The sequence below is a fragment of the Rubinisphaera italica genome, from assembly GCF_007859715.1.
Lineage (GTDB): Bacteria > Planctomycetota > Planctomycetia > Planctomycetales > Planctomycetaceae > Rubinisphaera > Rubinisphaera italica.
Window position 1 is genome coordinate 6,638,805 of record NZ_SJPG01000001.1, and the last position, 20,243, is coordinate 6,659,047.

General features: G+C 48.8%; 12 protein-coding genes. 7 read left to right on the forward strand and 5 right to left on the reverse strand.

The annotated features are described in order from the left end of the window. Positions 1 to 198 precede the first annotated feature (198 nt). Complete coding sequence (locus Pan54_RS25425; RefSeq protein WP_146506232.1) at positions 199 to 918, forward strand: sulfotransferase family 2 domain-containing protein; 720 nt, start codon at positions 199 to 201, stop codon at positions 916 to 918. Positions 919 to 1,355: 437 nt separating this feature from the next. Here the strand turns inward: Pan54_RS25425 and Pan54_RS25430 are convergent, their stop codons facing one another. After that, the gene (locus tag Pan54_RS25430) at positions 1,356 to 2,501 is read right to left on the reverse strand and encodes an SGNH/GDSL hydrolase family protein (RefSeq protein ID WP_146506233.1); all 1,146 of its coding nucleotides are present in this window, start codon (positions 2,499 to 2,501) and stop codon (positions 1,356 to 1,358) included. 70 nt (positions 2,502 to 2,571) lie between these two features. Further along, complete coding sequence (locus Pan54_RS25435) at positions 2,572 to 5,115, reverse strand: alpha/beta hydrolase-fold protein (protein WP_390621959.1); 2,544 nt, start codon at positions 5,113 to 5,115, stop codon at positions 2,572 to 2,574. 727 nt (positions 5,116 to 5,842) lie between these two features. Between Pan54_RS25435 and Pan54_RS25440 the strand changes: the two genes are divergently transcribed. From Pan54_RS25440 to Pan54_RS25460, 5 genes are all read left to right on the forward strand, one after another. Further along, entirely contained in the window at positions 5,843 to 8,185 is a 2,343-nt protein-coding gene (locus Pan54_RS25440) for a right-handed parallel beta-helix repeat-containing protein (RefSeq protein WP_146506234.1), read from the forward strand. Between the two features lie 770 nt (positions 8,186 to 8,955). Further along, a complete protein-coding gene (locus Pan54_RS25445; protein ID WP_165441978.1) occupies positions 8,956 to 10,359 on the forward strand; it encodes a sulfatase-like hydrolase/transferase in 1,404 nt (467 codons plus the stop codon). A gap of 43 nt (positions 10,360 to 10,402) precedes the next feature. Beyond that, positions 10,403 to 11,329 (forward strand): sugar phosphate isomerase/epimerase family protein, encoded by a 927-nt coding sequence (locus Pan54_RS25450; protein WP_207310222.1) that lies wholly within the window; start codon positions 10,403 to 10,405, stop codon positions 11,327 to 11,329. A gap of 178 nt (positions 11,330 to 11,507) precedes the next feature. Next, the gene (locus Pan54_RS25455; RefSeq protein ID WP_146506236.1) at positions 11,508 to 13,358 is read left to right on the forward strand and encodes an alkaline phosphatase D family protein; all 1,851 of its coding nucleotides are present in this window, start codon (positions 11,508 to 11,510) and stop codon (positions 13,356 to 13,358) included. Between the two features lie 112 nt (positions 13,359 to 13,470). Continuing rightward, entirely contained in the window at positions 13,471 to 14,058 is a 588-nt protein-coding gene (locus Pan54_RS25460; RefSeq protein WP_146506237.1) for a DJ-1/PfpI family protein, read from the forward strand. 223 nt (positions 14,059 to 14,281) lie between these two features. On the opposite strand, the gene Pan54_RS25465 is transcribed toward Pan54_RS25460, so the two are convergent. From Pan54_RS25465 to hflX, 3 genes are all read right to left on the reverse strand, one after another. After that, positions 14,282 to 14,875 (reverse strand): hypothetical protein, encoded by a 594-nt coding sequence (locus Pan54_RS25465; protein WP_146506238.1) that lies wholly within the window; start codon positions 14,873 to 14,875, stop codon positions 14,282 to 14,284. Between the two features lie 255 nt (positions 14,876 to 15,130). Next, a complete protein-coding gene (locus Pan54_RS25470; protein WP_146506239.1) occupies positions 15,131 to 16,399 on the reverse strand; it encodes a hypothetical protein in 1,269 nt (422 codons plus the stop codon). Between the two features lie 163 nt (positions 16,400 to 16,562). Next, positions 16,563 to 17,939: a GTPase HflX gene (hflX, locus tag Pan54_RS25475; RefSeq protein WP_146506240.1), complete on the reverse strand. Its 1,377-nt coding sequence runs from the start codon at positions 17,937 to 17,939 to the stop codon at positions 16,563 to 16,565. Positions 17,940 to 18,461: 522 nt separating this feature from the next. Here hflX and Pan54_RS25480 point away from each other — a divergent pair. After that, complete coding sequence (locus Pan54_RS25480) at positions 18,462 to 20,198, forward strand: NADPH-dependent assimilatory sulfite reductase hemoprotein subunit (protein WP_146506241.1); 1,737 nt, start codon at positions 18,462 to 18,464, stop codon at positions 20,196 to 20,198. Positions 20,199 to 20,243: the final 45 nt, after the last annotated feature.

The following is a 20,243-nucleotide window of genomic DNA, read 5'->3' on the forward strand; positions in this document are numbered from 1 at the left end:
ACACAAAGTTCGTGAGAGGCAAAGGATAACTTGATGTCCGTGGAACTGCGAACCAGATCAGTGATTGTGATTAATCTCACAGGATGCCAATACCATGCGCATACATTTTTCCTTGTACGATCTTGATTATTCGTTTACGCTTTCTCTGAATTTCGATGAAGGCTGTCCGCAGAGACTTGCATTCAGGAAGGATTTCCGATGCTGATCAGTCACGAATATCAGTTCATATTTATCAAAACACGGAAGACGGCAGGAACGAGTATCGAGATTGCCTTATCTCGTTACCTCGGACCAATGGATGTCATCACGCCTATCACTCCGCAGGATGAATTGATTCGTGCCGGCATGGGCATCACGCCGCGGAATTACATGTATCCTGCCCATACTCTCCCGGAGCCATCCGAAATGAATCCTGAGGGCATGGAGACAATGCTCAACAAACTGACGATTGATCGTCGATTTTATAATCACTGCGCTGCTCAAGATATTCGAGCGAACGTCGGCGAAAAGATCTGGCAGACCTACACGAAGTTCTGTTTTGAACGCAATCCCTGGGATCGAGTGATCTCAGAATATCGCTTCATGCAAAAAACCAAACCAGAAGATTATGGGCAGGTCACACTCGAACAATTCATTGAGCTGAATTTGTACTCACCGAATTATTTTCTCTACACAATTCAGGATCAACCCGTTTGCGATTACTACGGCCGATTTGAATTTCTGCAAAGTGATCTGGCAAGCATCTGCCAGAAAATCGGTATTCCGTACGATGGCTGGCTCCCCAATGCGAAAGGAGCGTCACAATCTCATCGCAAATCGGCAGGAGAGTTAATGACCCCACAAATGCTGGATCACATCGCCGAACGCTGCCTTCCGGAAATCGATCTCTTCGGCTACGAACAACCGATTGCCGCCTGAAGTCCAGTTTCAAGCTCGGTAGATTATATTGTCGCTGATGAAACCCACATGGACATCTACACACATTGAACTCCGCCTTTGTGAGGGCAAAGCAATGGTTTATTGTGGCCATGGTCTCTGCCAACTCCCGGAAGATTTGGATCATTCGTGCCCGTCGGATAGCGAACAGAATTCAGATTAAACTTGCGTTAGTTTTGTCCATTCCAACCAGTTTACGTCCACCTCCATTTGCGCCCATCAACCAACCATGATGTGCTCCCTCACGGAAAATCTGAAGGGGTGAACAAGGATCGGGTTGAAGCGGGTTATTGCGCGAAGTCGATCCTGACCACGATATTTCAATGTTCATCGCGAGCCGAGCCGAAAATGCATGAGCTGGCCTGTCAATTGAGTGTGAGCTTGATGCTCATGCGACTGCAGAATCCTTTTGTAATGGTCTATAGCCCCATCGCCTCTCGCAGCACGGGCTCAAACACATCAGCTTGACGAAAGAATCCAAGGTCATTTGCGTGAGATCCATCCGTCGCCCCATCGCTATCCGTCCCATACAAACTGTCACCCGAAATGTAGTACAAGTTGGAAACGGATTCCGACTGCAATGTTTCAAATGCTTCTTTCAGTGCAGCGTGGTTAGCAGTATGATGAGCATCTCGAGCAGGGAGAATCCAGCTGTTGGTATTTCGACGGTCTTCAACCAGCACGATTGGCGTGTCGGGCTTGTTCGCCCGGATCTGCTTCACCAGCGGAACACATCTTTCCTCAACCATTTGTGCGTTCATGTTCGGCAGACAGTCGATTACGTACACGGCAGCGTCGACCTGAGTAATATAGTCGCCAACTTCAGCGTCCATTTTGCCGTTACCGGAGAAGCCCAGATTCACTACGGGCATGTCGAAGCGTCGCCCTAGAATTGCAGTGTGCACCATGCCGGGACGGCTCGCGCAAGCTCCGTGGGTGATACTGGTGCCGTAGAAAACAATCGGTTTCGATCGAGGCTCCAGCGATTCAAATTTGCTTCCGACCGGCACGCCAATACTGAGGAATTCGACTCCGTTGTACAAAGGCAGGTAAGCTGCATATTCGCGTAAGCCCGGAGTAAGACCGCTGATCAGTTGAGTTTTGATTTCCTGTGAAGTGGGCCTTGCCACCTGAACCCACCGCCATTGTCCGTTGGCGTCTCGCGCGTACAAGTCAATCCCGCTGACACCCGTCGCAGGCATATGAGGCATTGCCAGATTTGAACTTAGCAGCTTGTAGTGAACGTGAATGGCCGTGGCGTCGGTCTTAAAACGAACCATCATTCCTGCAGAATGACGGCTCAAGTTCCAGACAGCACCCGTAACGGAGCCATCCGCAGAACCGGGTAAGCGATCGAACCAGCGTTTGCGTTCCTGATCGGGAAGAATGCGTCCTTCCACTCCCCATCCGGTAACGTCGTGCCAGGCAAGTCCATCGTCAGCTTTCTTTTGTTTTGCCATTTCCGGATCGAGTTTCTCGATCTGTGAAGCAGCTTTTTCCTGCGCCTCGATTGGGGCGAGAAAGATGATGAATGTCAATAAAAGTAGTAATGATGAATTTTTCATGTCTGGCCTGATATTGTGGATTCAAGTTTTCATTTTGGTTTAGAAATTGGTGGGAACGGCGGTCATTCCTTTAGCGTTTTGGACGATCAACCGTCAGCAATCGCTTGTAGATTTTCTTTCCCTGAGCAATGAACAGTGTGTTATGTTCTTCGCCTGCCAGCATGCACGAAGTCAAAGGCTGATCTTCGTCGACTTTCGGAAGCACGCCGCATGGTCGCCCCGTCGGATCGAAGATTTGAACTCCGAGATCGCTGGTTACGTAATAACGTCCCTTCCTGTCGACCGCCATCCCGTCACCTTTTGAGACCGCCACATAAGGCGGTTCTTCGTTGAAGTTGAATTCCCCTTTGGGGTCGATGCGCAGTCGCATAGGCATCGTGGGCATTTTTGCGTCAAGAACTCCACCAGTGTTGACACGGAATGTCCACGTGTGAGTTCCACCATAATCGGAGACCGCGAGTGTGCCTCCGTCATTCGACAGTGCAATTCCGTTGGGCTTTGTTATTCCGGTATCAGCGACACTCACTTCGCCGGACTTCGGATCGATACGCACGACTTCCGATTTACCAGTTTGCGTGAATAGAATGAAACCATCGTTAGTCACTGCCAGATCGTTCGGTTTGACTCCTTCTGCAACAGTCTTAACGGCACCGCTGTTTGGATCTATGGAGATGACTCGGCTTTGACTTCCCTGACACGCGTAAAGCAACGTTTCGTCAGGATTGAATTCGAGACCGCTCACGGATTCGTCAGAGATTTTCGACTTGGTACCATCTTTCGCATCGATACGATATACGCCCGGTTCTCTCATGTCGCAGAAGTACAAGTTGCCAGCTTTATCAGCACAGAGTGCATCAGCAAAGCCGAGATCCTCAGCGACGAGCTGCCATGATTCTCCGGGAACCAGCAGGTCGAGCAGAGTTAAATCGCCACCAAGATCACCACTGGTATCGATTGTGGGTGAATAATCTTCTGAACGCCACAACCATCTCATCGCATCTGGGAAGTGAGCACTGCCGAAGTCGGAGTTGTGCCCATAGCCTTCTGCATGGTCAAAACGAACATCATAGCCCATATATGCTAGAGCTGAGGCCATCCGCTGATTGGCCCACCACCAGCTGCCGAATGCATTGTCGACGTCGCCGCTGGTGTCGGCCATGTAGATGCGGATGGGCTTCGGTTCAGACTTACGAATCAAAGCCGGATAAATGTTACCGCCGCGCAGATGAGTGAAGCTGCCGACGCTGCTGTAGACCTTGCGGAAGTAGTCCGTTCGTTCCCAGGCAGCCGTCCATGCACAGATTGCTCCACTACTGGAACCACCAATGCCGTGCATATTGGGATCGTCAGAAATGTTGTACCGTTCTTTCACTTGGGGAATGATCTCGTCCATCAGGAATGTGACATAACGATCTCCCAGGCTGTCGTATTCGTAGCCACGATTGGAATGCTTGTTGTTTTTTCGTGGTTTCGACATCTCGTGACCGGGGTTGATAAATACCGCAATCGTGGGAGGCATGTCGCCTTGAGCGATCAGGTTGTCAAAGACGGTTGGAATTCGCCATCTCCATTCGCTCATCATGCCGCTGCCATCCTGAAAGACCATCAGTGCGGCAGGTTGATCGGCTTTGTACTGAGCCGGCACGTAAATCGCCCAGTCACGCGTTGTGCCAGGGAAGACTTTCGATGACTCCCAGGCCGGCATTTTTTCGACCTTCCCTTTAGGGACGTCGTCCTTTGCGATGGCATCCGGATGCGGTTCCCATTTGGGCTTCGTGTTGACGACGGGAATATTGGTCGATTGGGCATTATCATCCCACAACCATTTCACCGCTTCGGGAAAGACCTCGCCAGCCCATTTTCCACTGTGACCACCGTCCGTCATTTCGAGTTTATACGTGTAGCCGGCAAACTGCAGAGCGGCAGCCAGATCCTTGTTACCCAGAGGCCAGTTTCCATGCAGATTACTCAGATCATGCTCGCCATCCTGCAGATAAACTTTGATCGATTTGGGATCCTTCTGAGACTTTCGGACAAGCCCGGGGTACCGCCAGCCACCTCGGATGTTTGTGAAGCTGCCGATGTGGCTCATCACGCGACCGAATTGATCGGGGCGTTCCCATGCGACAGTAAACGCACAGATGCCGCTGGATGAAATGCCGCACACGGCTCGATCAGCGGGATCATCTGAGACATTGAGCCCCTTGAGTGCGACCGGCAGAAATTCATTCAACAGAAAGTTTGAGTAGCGATCTCCCATGGAATCGTATTCGAACGACCGGTTGCTGCGATCGGCGGCTCCTTGAGTGGTCGCTGGAATCGTACCCGGATTGACGAACACGGCAATCGTAACCGGTATCGCCTTTTGATGAATGAGTTTGTCGAAGACCGCAGGAACACGAAACGCCCCCTTCTCGTTCAGATAACCTCGACCGTCCATAAACACCATCAGATTTGCTGGCTGATCGGCTGAATACTGAGCCGGAACGTAAACGCTGTAGTCTCGACGCGTCCCCGGATAGATCTGGCTGGTCTCAAAGACACCACTTGTCATTGTTCCTTTGGGGACATTTGGCTCATCAGCACGCACGGTTGCGTCCTGTGCAAACGTCATACAAGTAGCAAGTAAAACGGCTTGTGCGAGCAGTGTTTTAAAGAAGCGCATTAGTTGTTCCCGTGTGGACTATCAAATAGATCAAACAATCTGAATGTAAGCAAAGCAATGCGGCTTGTCCACGCATCGTAATTCTCAGGCGTAGGTTGAATACGGCTGGCACTCAGATGAGACAGTTGAATGATGTTGATTTCATCTATTAAACCGAGTCCATCCGGAATGGTTGGATTTAGGAATGAGATGAAAAGACGGCAATTCAACTTTATCGCAGTGGCACCCGTGGAATGCCGGCGGCCTTTACCATAGGGGCCAATGCACTTGCATTATTTATTCGGTGCAGGCTCAGGCTCTTCAAATACAAATATGTTGCAAGTTGACGGAGTGCTTTCGAGGCAAGAGAGCCCCCTCGACAGGCTGATAACGAGGAAGCGTGCAATCGTTCCGACTCTCCCATTGAGTTAAGTATGCGTGTTATAACGATTAGTCAAATTTGGTTAGTAATTAATATTGTAACTGATTAGTCATGCCATGTCTTATTGATTTTCAATCTTACTCAGCCGATAAGGTATGTAATGTTCAGTTATGAAAATGCACTGAATTATATGTTTTCAAAAAATCAAGATCAGATTGAAATCCTGGATACGATGCCAGGGACTGGTCCTCCTTTTTTTCAAAAATAAGCAAAGCATTTGGCCTGCTTGCATTGCCACTGTTGAGGAACCAAGTGATGAAACACTTGTACTTATATAACGTAATTGCATTGGCACTCGTCATTTTGTGTCAGGGAACGGCTCAGGCTCGTGATGAACTGTGGCAACCTTACCTGGAATTGGAAGGTCGGGGAACGACGATACGTTCTGTCGGTCAAGGAACGTTGTTTGCACCGATCTGGCAGGATGAAGAGTCGCTGATATTCGCCGACATTCGTGGACTCGGAACCGATGGGGATGCCGGTGAAGGGAATTTCGGAGTCGCCTACCGAAAAATCATCGATACTCAATATATTCTCGGCGCAAACATTTTCTATGACTTCCGTCATAGCGAAGTGAATAACGAATACCATCAGGGAGCTTTCGGGCTGGAGTTCTTAACCACCGATAGCGGCCTGAGATTTAATGCATATGTTCCTGATCAAGGAGTCAAATATGCCACTCAGGCGAATGCCGCGTTCATTCAGGGAGGAACTGTGGTCGTTCAGCAGGGACTCGAAGCCGCCTACTGGGGACTTGATCTGGAAGCCGAGCGATTACTCTGGCATCGTACTAGTTGTGACAATTGCACGACAAACCGCCATCTGGGAAATCTGGATATGGAATTGTGGGCTTCGATCGGTGTGTTTCATTTCGATAACGATGCCGCCAATTTCAGAAATATCACTGGTCCACGTGCTCGAACAGAGCTCCGACTTTATGACGTTCCCGGTCTCGGACAAGACTCGCGAGTTGTTCTGAGCGGACAATATGAATATGACGAAGTCCGTAGTGATGTCTTTGGGGCGATGGTTAACTTGCGAATTCCGATTGGCCCTGGCGGATCGAAAAAAACTTATCGTCTGCAAGGTCTGGACCGGAGAATGGTGGCTCCTATTGTCCGAGATATTGATATTGTCACGAATACTGGTGCCTTCGGGGCTCCCGAAATGGCCAAGTTTTCGACGAATCTTCTTCCAATTAGCAATGTTACGACCATCGATGGAAATACTGTAGATCCCGAAGGGGACTTCTTCGCAGCAGGCCCCAATTCTCTTGTATTATTCGACGGCTCATTTTCGACAATCACAGCGGATACAACCTTCCAGTTTAATGATGGACAGGTCGCATTGGGCGGAGGCAGTTCGATACAAGTGATCGGTTGCGATACTGGTTCTATTGCCACGTTAACGGCTCCCGGCACAAGACCACTCATTGATGGAGGACTCAATCCAATTGATCTGTTCACACTGGCCCAGGACAACACCATTCAGGGCTTGGATTTGAGTGGTGGTGACGTTGGAATATATGGAGATGGTGTAGGTGGATTTACGATCGATGGAAATAATATTTCCGGCGCTGCACTGGGGGGAATTTATCTTGAAAACAATCTTGGCGGGGGAGTTGTAGAGAATAATAATTCTTCGAACAACGATTTCTTTGGAATTGATGTTGGAGGAGCCGATTTGCTTTCACTATCGAACAATACGGCAAATCGTAATGGCGTACTGGGCATGCTGATTGATGGTGTTGATGGTGATGTCAGCGGGAATACCACAAACGAAAATGTTGAAGATGGTCTTGTCATTTTGGGAGATGTCTCAGGAAGCCTGATCAATAACATGGCATTGAATAATGGTCTCATCGGAAGTTCCGGAACAGGCATAGTCATTCTCGGAGATATCAATACGTCAGGAAACGCTGTCGGAATCTCTGGAAATTTTGCAAATGGCAATTACGATGAAGGAATTTTTCTGCTTGGCGATGTGAACGGTCCGATCAGCAATAATACAACGAACAATAACGGTGAAGATGGCTTTCAGATTTTCGATGTCGATGTTCTGTTTACCAACAATACCTCAAACGGCAATGGGGATGATGGTTTCGATTTTGACAGACTGCTCAGCGGAGGTCAAATTGTAAACAACTCGGCTAGTGGTAATGCAGAGAGTGGTTTTGATTTTGATGACGACATACTCGCAGGCAGCCTCATTAGTGGAAACACCTCTAACAATAATTCCGAATTTGGCTATGACTTCTTCGATATGAATGGTGAATTCCGAAATAACCTTGCCGATTCCAACATACTGGATGGATTCAATTTTGCAGATGTTGGAGCCGGAGGCATTTTTGAAGGAAATACCGCGAATGGAAATTTGGATGGCTTCTACTTTGATGAGAACAACGGCCTTTTCAGAAACAATGTCGCAACCAATAACACAGAAGATGGTTTTGACATTCTGATTAACAACAGCACTTTTACAGGGAATGTCGCAAATAATAACGACGAACTTGGCTACAACTTTGTATTTCCCAATAACGGGACTGCAACGATGAATACAGGAAGTGGGAATACAAATGGCGGTAACACGTTTCCATAATAATTGGATTGAAGTTTCGGCTTTGTGAATTTCAAACCTCACAAGAGTTTGCAAGCCGTGAACGATCTCAACCCCTGGCATTCGACAAATGTCAATTAAATCTGGACACGAGTTGATTATTCCAGAATCCCATGCACTCCAAAACCGAATCCGCCTTATTCAGCGATGCGCTGTTGGTCTGTTCCAATTAAATATCAGTGTGACACTGGTTCGTGCCAGAGATATAACGGAAAATAATTAAACCCGGGTGACGGGGCGCTCTCGAAGAGAAGCCCCCGAATGATTAAACGTCCGGGGGCTTCCGCTGAAGCGGAGCGCCCCCGCCACCCTGGAAGACCTTTTCAAGATGTATGATGTATAAGGAAATCCGGTTTCCAATTGGAACAGGGTTTAGACGAATTTGTTGCACGCTACATGCAAGTCATCAAGAGTGAAACGGCACCGTCAATAAAAAATTAATCCGTCCAGAATGACTGATTGATTGATTATTCGTTAGTTCAAACATCAGGATAGTCCGGTCGATTGCTTGTCACCAGGCTGAGTGACCCGCTCCGGTGCCGTCCCTTTCCGCGCTTGGCTGGTCAGAGTTCATAATGTTCTCTCTGTTGTGATTTTCGCTGAGAATTGACCTGAGAGGATTTAACGAAGACAATGCAACGGGGAATCAATTTGTGTTCCTTGCTGCCTGAGTCCTGTGGTTTTCTTTTTCGCGGATGCAGGTTAGGCTCCAAATTGTGCAATATGCGCGAATCGCACTTGGAATTTTCAACATGTTTCACCAATACATTCTACAAGCGATTATTCTATTCGCGGTAGTCATTCCACAGCTCAAGTTTTCGCGGCCTGTTAATGCCGAACAGCCGACGCGTCCCAATATTGTCATGATCCTTGCCGATGACCAGTCGTATCGTGATTTCGGGTTCATGGGAAATCCGCTGGTAAAGACACCTCATCTGGATCAATTGGCGGCTGAGTCCGCTCGGTTTCCGAATGGCTATGTTCCAATGTCTGTCTGCCGACCTTCGCTGGCGACATTGCTGACGGGTTTATATCCGCATCAGCATGGCATCCACTTTAATCATCCTCCGCCTGGATTGAGCCGAATGCGGGAGATGACTGCTCAGGAGTATCGAAAGACACGTGCGAAAGCCGAACATTTGATCCGAGAAGTGCCGACCCTTCCCAGACTTCTGACAGAATCCGGTTACGTTTCATTTCAGGCAGGCAAGCATTGGGAAGGTGGTTTCAAAAACGCAGGTTTCACCCATGGCATGACGACCGGATTGCCGGCAGACATCTCCGATGCAATTCACGGCACCCGCGAGCAGAAGAATGGAGAATGGGTCGCGCATGGCAATGGCGATGCCGGACTGGTAATTGGCCGGACAACAATGCAACCCGTCACAGATTTCATTGCCGAGAATGCTGAGTCTCCTTTTTTCCTCTGGTACGCACCGTTCCTGCCACACACTCCATTTGATGCCCCTCAGGAATTTTACGATTGTTATGCGGATCGAAATATTCCCGATTACCTTCTGCCATATTATGCGGAAATCGCGAGATTCGATAACACAGTTGGGCAATTGATGTCGTGCCTCGATCAGCACAATCTTCGGAAGCAAACGATGATCATCTTTGTTTCCGATAATGGATTCCGTCCCGATGCCAGTGGAAAACCGAAACAGGATAGTCGATCCAAATTATCCAGCGATGAAGATGGTCTGCGAACGCCAATCCTGCTGAACTGGCCAGGTGTCATTTCGCCTGCGGACTATCCTCAAATTGTACAGACTATTGATCTGACTCCGACGATCTTAGCGGGGGTTGGATTGTCCAGTAAAGTAACCCCACAAATGCACGGGCTGAATTTATTACCTGCTGTGACTGGCGAAGTCGGATTGCCAGATCGCCCGGCGTTTGGAGCCATCTACCCGAACGATGCCGAAGTATTAGGAGACCCCGCTGCACATGCCAGAGGAGTGTGGGTACGATACGAAAATTATAAATTGATTCTTCCAGGCAAAGGGAAGCAACGTCTCTCCCCTGCCTTTTACGATTTGCGAAGTGATCCCGAAGAGAATCAGAACCTGATTCACGATGCAAAGTATGCACAGCAGCAAAAACAATTGTCGCAGTTGCTCAAAGAATGGTGGCATGCAGGGACACAAAACTGAAAGAGACATTTTCTCAATCATTAATTATTAGTTGGAGTTAAATATGAGTATTCAGAACGATTCCCTCTCACGAAGAGCGTTTTGTGGCACGATGGCGGCAGGTTTGTCAGCTGCGTTACTGCCCGATTCGTCCTGGGCGGCGACCAATGAGTTCCAATTGAAGTACCTCGTTGGCTCCTGCATGTACGGCTACAAACCACTGACAGAGATTATTGCGGAGGTTCCGAAAACCGGATCCAATGCGATCGATCTCTGGCCGAAGGTTCATGGAAATCAACGGGAGCAAGTCGATGAAATTGGTGTCGAAAAAACACGAGAACTGCTCAAAAAGCACAATGTCAATCTTGGATGTATTACGCAGTATAAACTCGGTCCCTTCGGCTTGCAGGACGAAATGCGATTTGCCAACTCGTTTGGTTGCCAGACAATGGTGACGGGCGGCAAAGGTCCACGAGGGTTGACTGGTGGCGATCTTAAAAAAGCCGTGGCAACATTTCTTGAAGAATTGAAACCACATCTTGAAGTTGCGGAAGAAACCGGGGTCACGATTGCCATCGAAAATCATGGCAACAATCTGATCGAATCGCCAGACTCACTCAAATGGCTGGCGGAACTTCGGCCATCCAATAATCTGGGAATCGCACTGGCGCCGTATCATCTGCCGCAAGATCCCGAACTGTTGGCTCAATTGATCCGTGACCTTGATGATTCTATTTCCGTCTTCTATGCCTGGCAGCATGGCATGGGCTGCATGACTAAACTTCCTAAAGAGCAGGAACTCCTGCAACTGCCGGGGCGAGGCTCCCTCGACTTTGCTCCCCTGTTGGCGGCATTGAAAACGATTCAATACTCAGGCTGGACGGAAATTTTCATGCATCCGGTCCCCCGCGGTATTCCGATTCTCGAAGAGACCTCAGCAGTCACTGCGGAAATTAACCGATCACGAGAATATCTCAAAAAATTGCTGTAGGAGAAAACGAGTTTTTTTATTTGCCACAGAGAGCACAGAGGCCTCAGAGATTGTCAGGAGATGTCTCATATAATCCCCTGAGTGCTCTGTGCTCTTTGTGGCTTAAATTTAAAGTATCGCAATCTGTGCGAATTCGTGACAAGGTCATATAAAACGAAATAAAATTGAAACCGATTTCATGCTTAAAAATTACCTTATTGCTCTCATTGTGTTTTTTAGCATTTGCTCAAACGTGACTCTGGCCCAATCAAATTTCTGGCCAGATCCTACTTCCAATGAAGTCCTGCCCTATGAAACAACCGGATTGGTTAACGGCCCTCTCTTAGGCAGACCCGCAGATGATGCGGTTCGTTTGTGGATTCAAACCAGGGAGCCCGTTGAGTTTGAAATTCTCTACTCAGAACATCTGCCACTCGATGGTGAGTCTCAAGCAGTATCCAGTCGAACAATTGCAGAGGCAGCCAATACGGGTATCGTGGATCTCGCCGGTCTGAAGTCGAACACTCGTTATTATTATGGGGTTCGTATTCAGAATATGCTGGCCGATTTGCGGGAATCGATTGATGATCCGTGGCCTTCCTTTCGCACTCTGCCAAATTCAAGTGACGCCAAAGATGAGACATACAATCCGGAAGGGGTATTCAATGTCCGCTTTGCGGTGGGACATTGTGCGTCGCAGGCTCCTGTGGAATCGGGAGGGCAATACGCCAGCACCCCGGCTTATACGACATTGCTCAAGCAACATGCCGATGAGGCGATGTTCGCGATTGTCAACGGAGATATCATTTACGAAGCGGAACGGGATGGGACGCTGGAAGGTGTTCGGGAAAATTATGAACTCTATTTTTCACGAGGCCGATCCTTCTCGAAACTGTTTCGACATGTGCCGGGTTTGTTTACCTTTGATGACCATGATGTGGGCTGGGATATTCATGGATGCGGGGAAATTGGTCTGAAAGAGGGACCGCATTTGATCCGGGATATTGGACTCCAAGGCTATCGAGATTTCATCGGCTGGGCAAATTATGCAGGTCCACAAACCGGAAGCCTGCGGTTTGGCAAAGCCGAGATGAAGTCCGGCTCGGATATTCTTTTCGATCCTCAAGCTGATTTTTCCGATCTGGATCCTCAAACGGTCAGCACGATCCATCTGGGAAATTTCACACGCGAGGCAAAATCTCCCAAACGTCAAAATCAGGCTCCCAAAAATTCAGGAGTCTATGGCCTGGTCGAAGTGGTCGATGCTCAACACCTGAAAATCACACCAGCTGCTCGTGTTGATGAATCAATCCCTTACAGCATCGGCACGCATCATTACTACGACTGGCAGGTTTCAAATTGTCATTTCTTTGCGCTCGATACCCGTGGCGAGCGATCCAATAGGAATCCAAAAAACCGTGAAGATCCGAGTCTATTCATTCTGGGGCCTGCTCAGGAAAAATGGTTAATTGACGGGATGCAGAATACACAAGCCGAGTTCATCTTTCTGATTTCTCCCGATCCGTGGATGGTGTATCACACAGCCGCCCATGTGAACAAAGAACCGGGAGCCGATAAAGACGACAAGGGCGATGGCTTCCCCTCATTTGTCCATCAGCGGGAGAAACTTCTGGATCTCATGGATCAAATCAAGAAGCCGATTCTGATTTTCACCGGCGATGTTCATGCCTCCGCTTCCATCAAAATCACAGATAATGTCTGGGAAATGATGTGCGGGCCTCTGGGCTCAACAGGGCATCCATTGGGAACGCTGGGTAATCCCCCCACAGGAGGAATGTGGTCGAGCATGGGAAGAGACGTGGAAATGCGCTGGGTAGCGGGTTTTCCGAACAATTTGCCTTATCAGCGGATCAGGAATACATTTTATGGAATGGTGCAGGTCAATAATGTACTGAAAGTCGCCTCACCGGAAGGAAATCAACCTCAGTGGACCGCCTTTGACGAGCCAACCGTTACCATTCGCTGGCACGATGGCTATAATGGCTCGCTGATGTACGCAGAAACAATCTCAACGATGGATGCTCGTTAAGAGTTTTCATCAATCAAACACTTTATTGGATTGTTTCAATTAAATTTCCGGGGTGCCACTGATATTTAATTGGAACAGAACATTAGTTAATAACTTTATAAGGTAGACGCTCATGTCTCAGGAAAAAGTTCTCATCATCATTGGCGATGCTTCTGAAACGCTCGATACTCTGTATCCCTTTTATCGACTGATCGAAGCAGGATTTAAGCCCGTCGTCGCTGCTCCCGAAAAGCGGAAGTATCAGATGGTGATGCATGAAGTGAAGCCAGGCTGGACGATCACCAAAGAATGGGAAGGCTACACGATTGACGCCGAAGTCAGCTTTTCGGAAATCAATCCCGAGGAATATGCAGGGATCATGTTTTCTGGCGGACGTGCTCCCGAATACATTCGCTACGATGAAGACCTCGTGCGGGCCACTCGTCATTTCTTCGAAGCCGGCAAGCCGATTGCCAGCGTTTGTCACGGCGTGGAAATTCCAGCCTATGCTGATTGTGTTCGCGATCGTCGTATGGCCACTGTGCCTAAATGCAAATTCGACTTGGAAGTTTGTGGCGGCATTTTTGTCGATGAAGCCTGTGTCATTGACGGCAACCTGATCAGCGGTCGTACCTTCCATGACAACGGCCACTATCTTGGTCCGTGGATTAAACTCCTGGAAGAAGCCCGAGCGAATAAAGAAACCACTGTCAAAGCTTGAGGATGGTGTGCGAAGGAGGAACACCTGTTTAAGATTGTTCGTGCAACAACGAAGACCGGATTTCAATATCCCGCGTAAAGTTTGCATTACTACGCAGTACTGAGCAGCTCCAATTGAGAATCAATGGGACTGCTTTTCAAAACTGATTAATAGTCATTCGTGTTGTTTTGCATAAAAAAAGGGAGCACGAATGCTCCCTGAGTCTACTGTTGAACTTGCTGAATTATGGGGCAAGAGGAACGGGGCGTCTTGGTGGGCCGGAGGGGCCTTTTCGGTGACGGCCCAGGTCGACAGTCTCTTCTTTTACCTGAGTAGTTGCATGGTAGATATAACGGACTTTCGTCGGACCATAGTGGTTGTCCATCTGCACGATCTGCCAGGGTTCGTTTCGATTTCTGCGTTTCATGTTGTTGGCAATTGTGATTTTATCGAGACGGGTAATCACATCGCCCGACTGCAAACCGAGATCGTGCAGGGGTGAGTTTGGGTCCAGATCCATAATCCGTGCTCCCCAGAATGGAATTGGTCGTCCACCAGTTGAGATTTGCATGTATTGTGCGAGGAATGTCCCTTGCAGCATTGTTGAATAATAACCTTCAGGAGCAGGAACAACCATTGCGGCTTTTCGGGGATCGTTATTCGCAGGATCATCAACAGCGGCACCATATGCAAAGTCGGAGACTTCAACCGGGTCTTCATCTGGTTGTGGCACCGTTTGGGCATGGACATCTGAAACTGCCAGAGTCAGGAGCAGACAAGCGATGAGCGAAAAGCTGCCTGGTTGCTTAAGTTGGTGAAAAGCTTTCTGAAATGTCATGTCTTTAGCCCTGTTAAGATATTGAGGTCGAGAAATGCATTGGATCCCATTGGATTCGAAACGCAAGGTTCTCACACTAATCACGGTAACGGACCAAAGTCCATTGGACATGATGCGATAAGATCAATATCAAAGAGGATTTGTTGATTAAGTTGGGCTGATATGAATATGCCAATAGTTGCGATTATTGCTGTGCTCGACTGAACATCATAACAAGAACGTCGAGCGTTATTCCCCTTCATCAGACCAATCGACTTAATGAGTAGTATCCTCGGACTTCGTATCGATTTGAGCGTCTTCTCCTGGGATTGGCGCAAAAGTGTATTCTGGGTTATCTTTCTGCCACTGTTTCCAGAACGCGGCAGGAGTTGTTCCACGCCAGAGTGCTAGAGCATTGCCGACATGGCTGAGGAAAGTATAGCGTTGGAGGATGAGTTCCGGAGATTGTGCCTTGGTCGTCTGGATGATCCACTGAGCGGCTTTGTCGATCAGTTCTCGTGGTGGATGCAGTTCGACCGGAGCAATCGACAGCCATTCGAGATGATGCCCGGTGGTAATGATCTCGCTGCGGATTTCTCTCTCTCGCGGATTTTCGACTGCGGTTTTGCCTTCATTCCAGTTGGGAGGCCAGTGGCCATCTTCGAATTGAGATTCGGTAATGAGGTCTCTAACAAGTTCGAGATGCGCATAGATTTCATTTTGGACATCCTCAGAAAGAATGTCGAATTCCTGATCGAGACGCCAGAGAAGCATTAGGGAATAGACGCGGTGGGTGCCTCTGCAAACGCCTTTTTCGAGATAACCCCGCATTAGTCGTTGAGCCAGGAGATCGAAGGACATTTCTCGTCCGTTAATTGCCCGCCAGGTTTTTGTCGGAGGCAGCCAGAGCCCGAAGGCCATGGCCGACCATTCGGTTTCTCGTTCATCGAGTTGGAAATCCCGAAGGGCTTCGTGAATAACATTTTCGAGAGTCATATTCCGTTGTGACGGCATCAGAACAGGCGAATCAAGACGAGCCCCGGCTTCGGTAATGCAGGCGAGCATATGATCGTGATGCACGGAGTTGCTACGATATTCCCCCCAGTTGACACCGACACCGGTTGGACGATCTTGTAATAACGGCGAGGCTGACTCTCCCCAAGAAAGGACGAAGGTGCCGTGGTCGAGGAGAAAATCTTCCATCTGCATACCGGAAAGAACGTCAGGATCCCGAAATTCGGCATGAACGGACCAGGCACGGATGGCATGCTCGACGAGATTCGGACGAAGTTCTTTGCGATCGAACTTCGGTCGGACCTGCCAGAGAACAGCCGCGAGATCCTCATTGGAAACCATTTCAGGTCGATCGTACAACGGCTCCACCCGCAAGGGCACTTCCCGTGGAATATCGATAATTGGAGTGCGTTTTGAGGGCGAAAGATCGTCGGCGATCTCATTTTTAATATTCGGACTGGCCACGCCATAAGCAATTGCAAAGCAAGCCAGTACAATAATCTGGAATGCCCAGAAAGCAAATTTCTTCATGAATCTAATCCCGATAATGAATGAATGAGATTCAAGTTTACGTTATTCCAGAGTGGGATTCATGAGAATTTTGATTTCTGAGAGAATTATTTCAGGAAGTAGAAGTAGGTTGGGTTCGCGGAACGCGTAACCCAACCTACGATCTGAAAGACCGTCAGGCAATTCAAGTAGCATCCGTCGATGATGGGGTGAATTCTTCCAGGAACTCAACTTGAATTTCATGCTCCCTTTGTAGACGCTCGATCACTCCCTGAGGCAAACGGCAGCGGTAGATGGCGTTTGTGTTTGTGTAAGTGGTTTGTTCAACTTCGGTCAGTTGTGTCAGTACTGAGGTCAGTTTTCCGTCGCCGATGTCAGCTGTGATTTCGATCGCGTGAAAGTTTTTGCTCAGGATTGATACAACCTTTTCCCGGAGCTGCTCAACGCCTTCTCGGGTGACTGCACTCACGCTCATGGCATCGCGGTGTTTGTTTCGCAGAATGTGATACCACGAATTTTCTTCGATGCTGTTGAGGTCGTCTCCATTAATTTCTGTTCCAGGAGTTTGATGTCCGGGAAGTCGGTCAACTTTATTTAACACGAGGAGTGTCTGCTTTTCGCCCGCTCCGATTTCTTCGAGTACGCTTTCAACTGTTTCGATGTGCTGCATCGCTTCGGGATTACTGGCATCGACAACGTGCAATAGCAAATCCGCCTGCAGTGCTTCTTCGAGTGTCGACTTGAACGAGGCAACGAGATGGTGAGGAAGATCGCGGACGAAACCGACAGTATCGCTTAATAGAATGCTGCCCCAGTTGGGGATATCCCATTTGCGGGTTTTGGTGTCGAGCGTGGCGAATAACTGATCGGCGATGTAAACATCTTCTCCCGTCAGGGCGTGCATCAATGTGCTCTTGCCAGCGTTGGTGTAGCCGACGAGGGAAACGGTGAAGTATTCATTGCGGGAAGCGACGAGTCGTTCGCGACGCTTTTCGACACTTTCCAGCTTACGGCGAAGTTCGGAGACTCGTTTATCGAGCATTCGACGGTCAAGTTCGAGCTGCTTTTCCCCCGGTCCACGACCACTCCCAATCCCCCCTTCGATACGTTCCAGGTGAGTCCACATCCGTTTCAGACGCGGACGCATATAGAGCAGTTGAGCCAGTTCCACCTGCAACTTCGCCTCGTATGTCCGGGCGTGTGTCGCGAAGATATCCAGAATGACTTCGCTGCGGTCGATAACAATCGACTTGATCGTCGTTTCGATATTCTTACCCTGCGAGGGAGAAAGGTTGTTATCGAAGATGGCCAGTTCGGCATCAGTTGCTTGCATGAGCTGATTGAGTTCTTCGATCTTGCCTTTGCCGAGATAGGTGGCCGGTTCGGGATGGTCGCGTGTCTGTGTCAAATGACCAACGACCTCACACCCTGCGGTCTCGGCCAGACCGGCCAGTTCATCCAGGGCATGTTCTTTCGACAGCTTTTGCCCGGGAGTTAACATCCCCACAAGAACTGCTCGTTTGGCTTCGACTTTTAGCGTATCACGCAACGGTTGATTCAAAATGGCTCCTGTCGCAAATGGATTGCATCAATGAATTGCATATCAGAAAAAGTGTCTGACGAATTCAAGTAACATTTTCGACCATGTGGAGCCGGAAAGGTTCACAGACACTTCTTAGAAATTGTACCTTTTCCAGCACTGGCGGCAATTCGTTATTAAATATTTCCTCGCGTTCTCCAACGATCCAGAGCAATTTTGCCGCAGTTTTGTTGCGGAATGTGACCAAAGCTGGAAAACTTTCTGACAATCTTACTGCACGTATACTCGATAAGACCTGTTTTGCAGAGTAATTTCGCCGACTCCCCTCAAAAATTGCCCAACCCACTTCCCCTTCTCAAAAATTTTTCAGACCACTACAATTATCATAACGACTGGGCAAAATTAAAATCAGCCCATCAATCACATTTTGAACGGCCAGGTTTCGTAACTAATCTGGTCGTGATCTCTTTTCCACGAATTGATGGATCGAAATAGATCGAATACTGACACTTGCGGATCCCATCATTGAAAGACGAAGGATCGATGGCTGACACCGACTCAAAAATCTCAACCGATACTGTTAAGCTCTCCAAAATGGAGGGCATCAAGGAAGCCTCCCATCAATTGCGAGGTCCGATTCCTGAAGAACTACTCAATCAAGAGCCCAGTTTTTCGGGGGATGCGGCTCAGTTGCTCAAATTCCATGGCACCTATCAGCAGGACAATCGCGAACTGCGAAACCGTAAAGATGCTGACGGTAACCGCATGGCTAAAGCCTACAGCTGTATGATTCGCACCGGTGTGACCGGCGGACAAATGACAGCCGATCAGTTTCTCGTCGAGATGGATCTGGCCGACAAATATGGCGAAGGAACATTGCGACTGACGACCCGCCAGGCGATTCAGTTACACGGCGTGCTCAAGCAGAATCTGCAGCGAACGATTCATGAGATCAGCAAAATCAAATTAGATACCTACGCTGCCTGTGGTGACGTCAATCGTAATGTCATGTGCAATCCGGTTCCTTACAAGAACAATCCTGTTCTCGAACAGATGCAGGAAATGACAAAAGCAATCGCGGCTCATCTTAGACCTCGCTCGACTGCTTACTTCGAACTGTGGGTGGAAGATCCTGATGGCCATAAGGAAAATGTCGCTGAGTTCCAACCGGTTGAAGAACCGATCTACGGGGCGACTTATCTGCCACGAAAGTTCAAGATTGGCGTCGCTCTCCCGGAAGACAATCATGTCGACATTATGACGCAGGATATCGGTCTGCTGGCGATCGTCGAGAACGATGCTGTCGTCGGTTACGACATGTACGTCGGCGGCGGAATGGGACGAACACCAGCCAAGAAAGAGACTTATCCGGCTCTGGGTAAACCTCTCGCATTCCTGGCACCTGGCGAAGTTTGTGCGGTTGCCGAAGCGGTTGTCAAAGTTCAAAGAGACTTCGGGAATCGAGAAGACCGCAAAGTTGCCCGTATGAAATATCTCGTCGACAAATGGGGAATCGAAAAGTTCCGTGAGAAAGTCGTCGAGTATTATGGTCAATCTCTTTCACCCGTTCGTGGTGTCAAAGTGACTGGCGTCGACGATTACATGGGCTGGCGTGAACAGGGCGATGGCAAACTTTTCGTCGGTATCAATATCGAGAATGGACGTATCAAAGACGAAGGTGACTTGCGAATCAAAACCGGTTTGCGAGCCGTCGTCGAAAAATACAAGATGCCCGTCCACCTGACGGCTCTGCAATCCATGATTCTCTGCGATATCGATCCCGCTGATAAAGATGACATCGCCAGCATGCTCAAAGAGCACGGCATTAAAACAGCCGAGGAATACACGATCTCACGACGTTTCTCAATGGCCTGCCCGGCTCTGCCGATGTGTGGATTAGCCGTCACGGAATCGGAACGAGTCATGCCAGATCTGATGAGTCAGATTGAAGCCGAGATGGCGAAATATGATTTGCAGGAGGAGTTGATCAGCGTGCACATGACCGGCTGCCCGAATGGATGTGCCCGACCATACACTCCCGATATCGGTCTGGTCGGAAAAGCAGTCAACAAGTATACGATGTTCTTAGGAGGAAATGCCGAAGGAACACGACTCGGATTCATCTTCCAGGACATGGTCAAATTCGAAGATGTCGCTCCCACACTGTCGCCGATATTTGCATACTTCAAAGCCGAGCGAGAAGGCAAGGAATCGTTTGGGGATTTCTGTAATCGCAAAGGTCTCGAAGATCTGACAGAAAAAGTTTCCTCTGCTGCGTGAGCATCAAAGAGGGATTGAAATTCAACAAGCTGCGAAGGTCTAATG

Bases quoted from the DNA above. Each gene is read 5' to 3' on its own strand.
- Pan54_RS25460 (WP_146506237.1), top strand. From the start codon at position 13,471: ATGTCTCAGGAAAAAGTTCTCATCATCATTGGCGATGCTTCTGAAACG.
- Pan54_RS25440 (WP_146506234.1), top strand. From the start codon at position 5,843: ATGAAACACTTGTACTTATATAACGTAATTGCATTGGCACTCGTCATT.
- Pan54_RS25425 (WP_146506232.1), top strand. From the start codon at position 199: ATGCTGATCAGTCACGAATATCAGTTCATATTTATCAAAACACGGAAG.
- Pan54_RS25455 (WP_146506236.1), top strand. From the start codon at position 11,508: ATGCTTAAAAATTACCTTATTGCTCTCATTGTGTTTTTTAGCATTTGC.
- Pan54_RS25435 (WP_390621959.1), bottom strand. From the start codon at position 5,115: ATGACGTTTGCACAGGACGCAACCGTGCGTGCTGATGAGCCAAATGTC.
- Pan54_RS25480 (WP_146506241.1), top strand. From the start codon at position 18,462: ATGGCTGACACCGACTCAAAAATCTCAACCGATACTGTTAAGCTCTCC.
- Pan54_RS25465 (WP_146506238.1), bottom strand. From the start codon at position 14,875: ATGACATTTCAGAAAGCTTTTCACCAACTTAAGCAACCAGGCAGCTTT.
- Pan54_RS25450 (WP_207310222.1), top strand. From the start codon at position 10,403: ATGAGTATTCAGAACGATTCCCTCTCACGAAGAGCGTTTTGTGGCACG.
- Pan54_RS25470 (WP_146506239.1), bottom strand. From the start codon at position 16,399: ATGAAGAAATTTGCTTTCTGGGCATTCCAGATTATTGTACTGGCTTGC.
- Pan54_RS25430 (WP_146506233.1), bottom strand. From the start codon at position 2,501: ATGAAAAATTCATCATTACTACTTTTATTGACATTCATCATCTTTCTC.
- Pan54_RS25445 (WP_165441978.1), top strand. From the start codon at position 8,956: ATGTTTCACCAATACATTCTACAAGCGATTATTCTATTCGCGGTAGTC.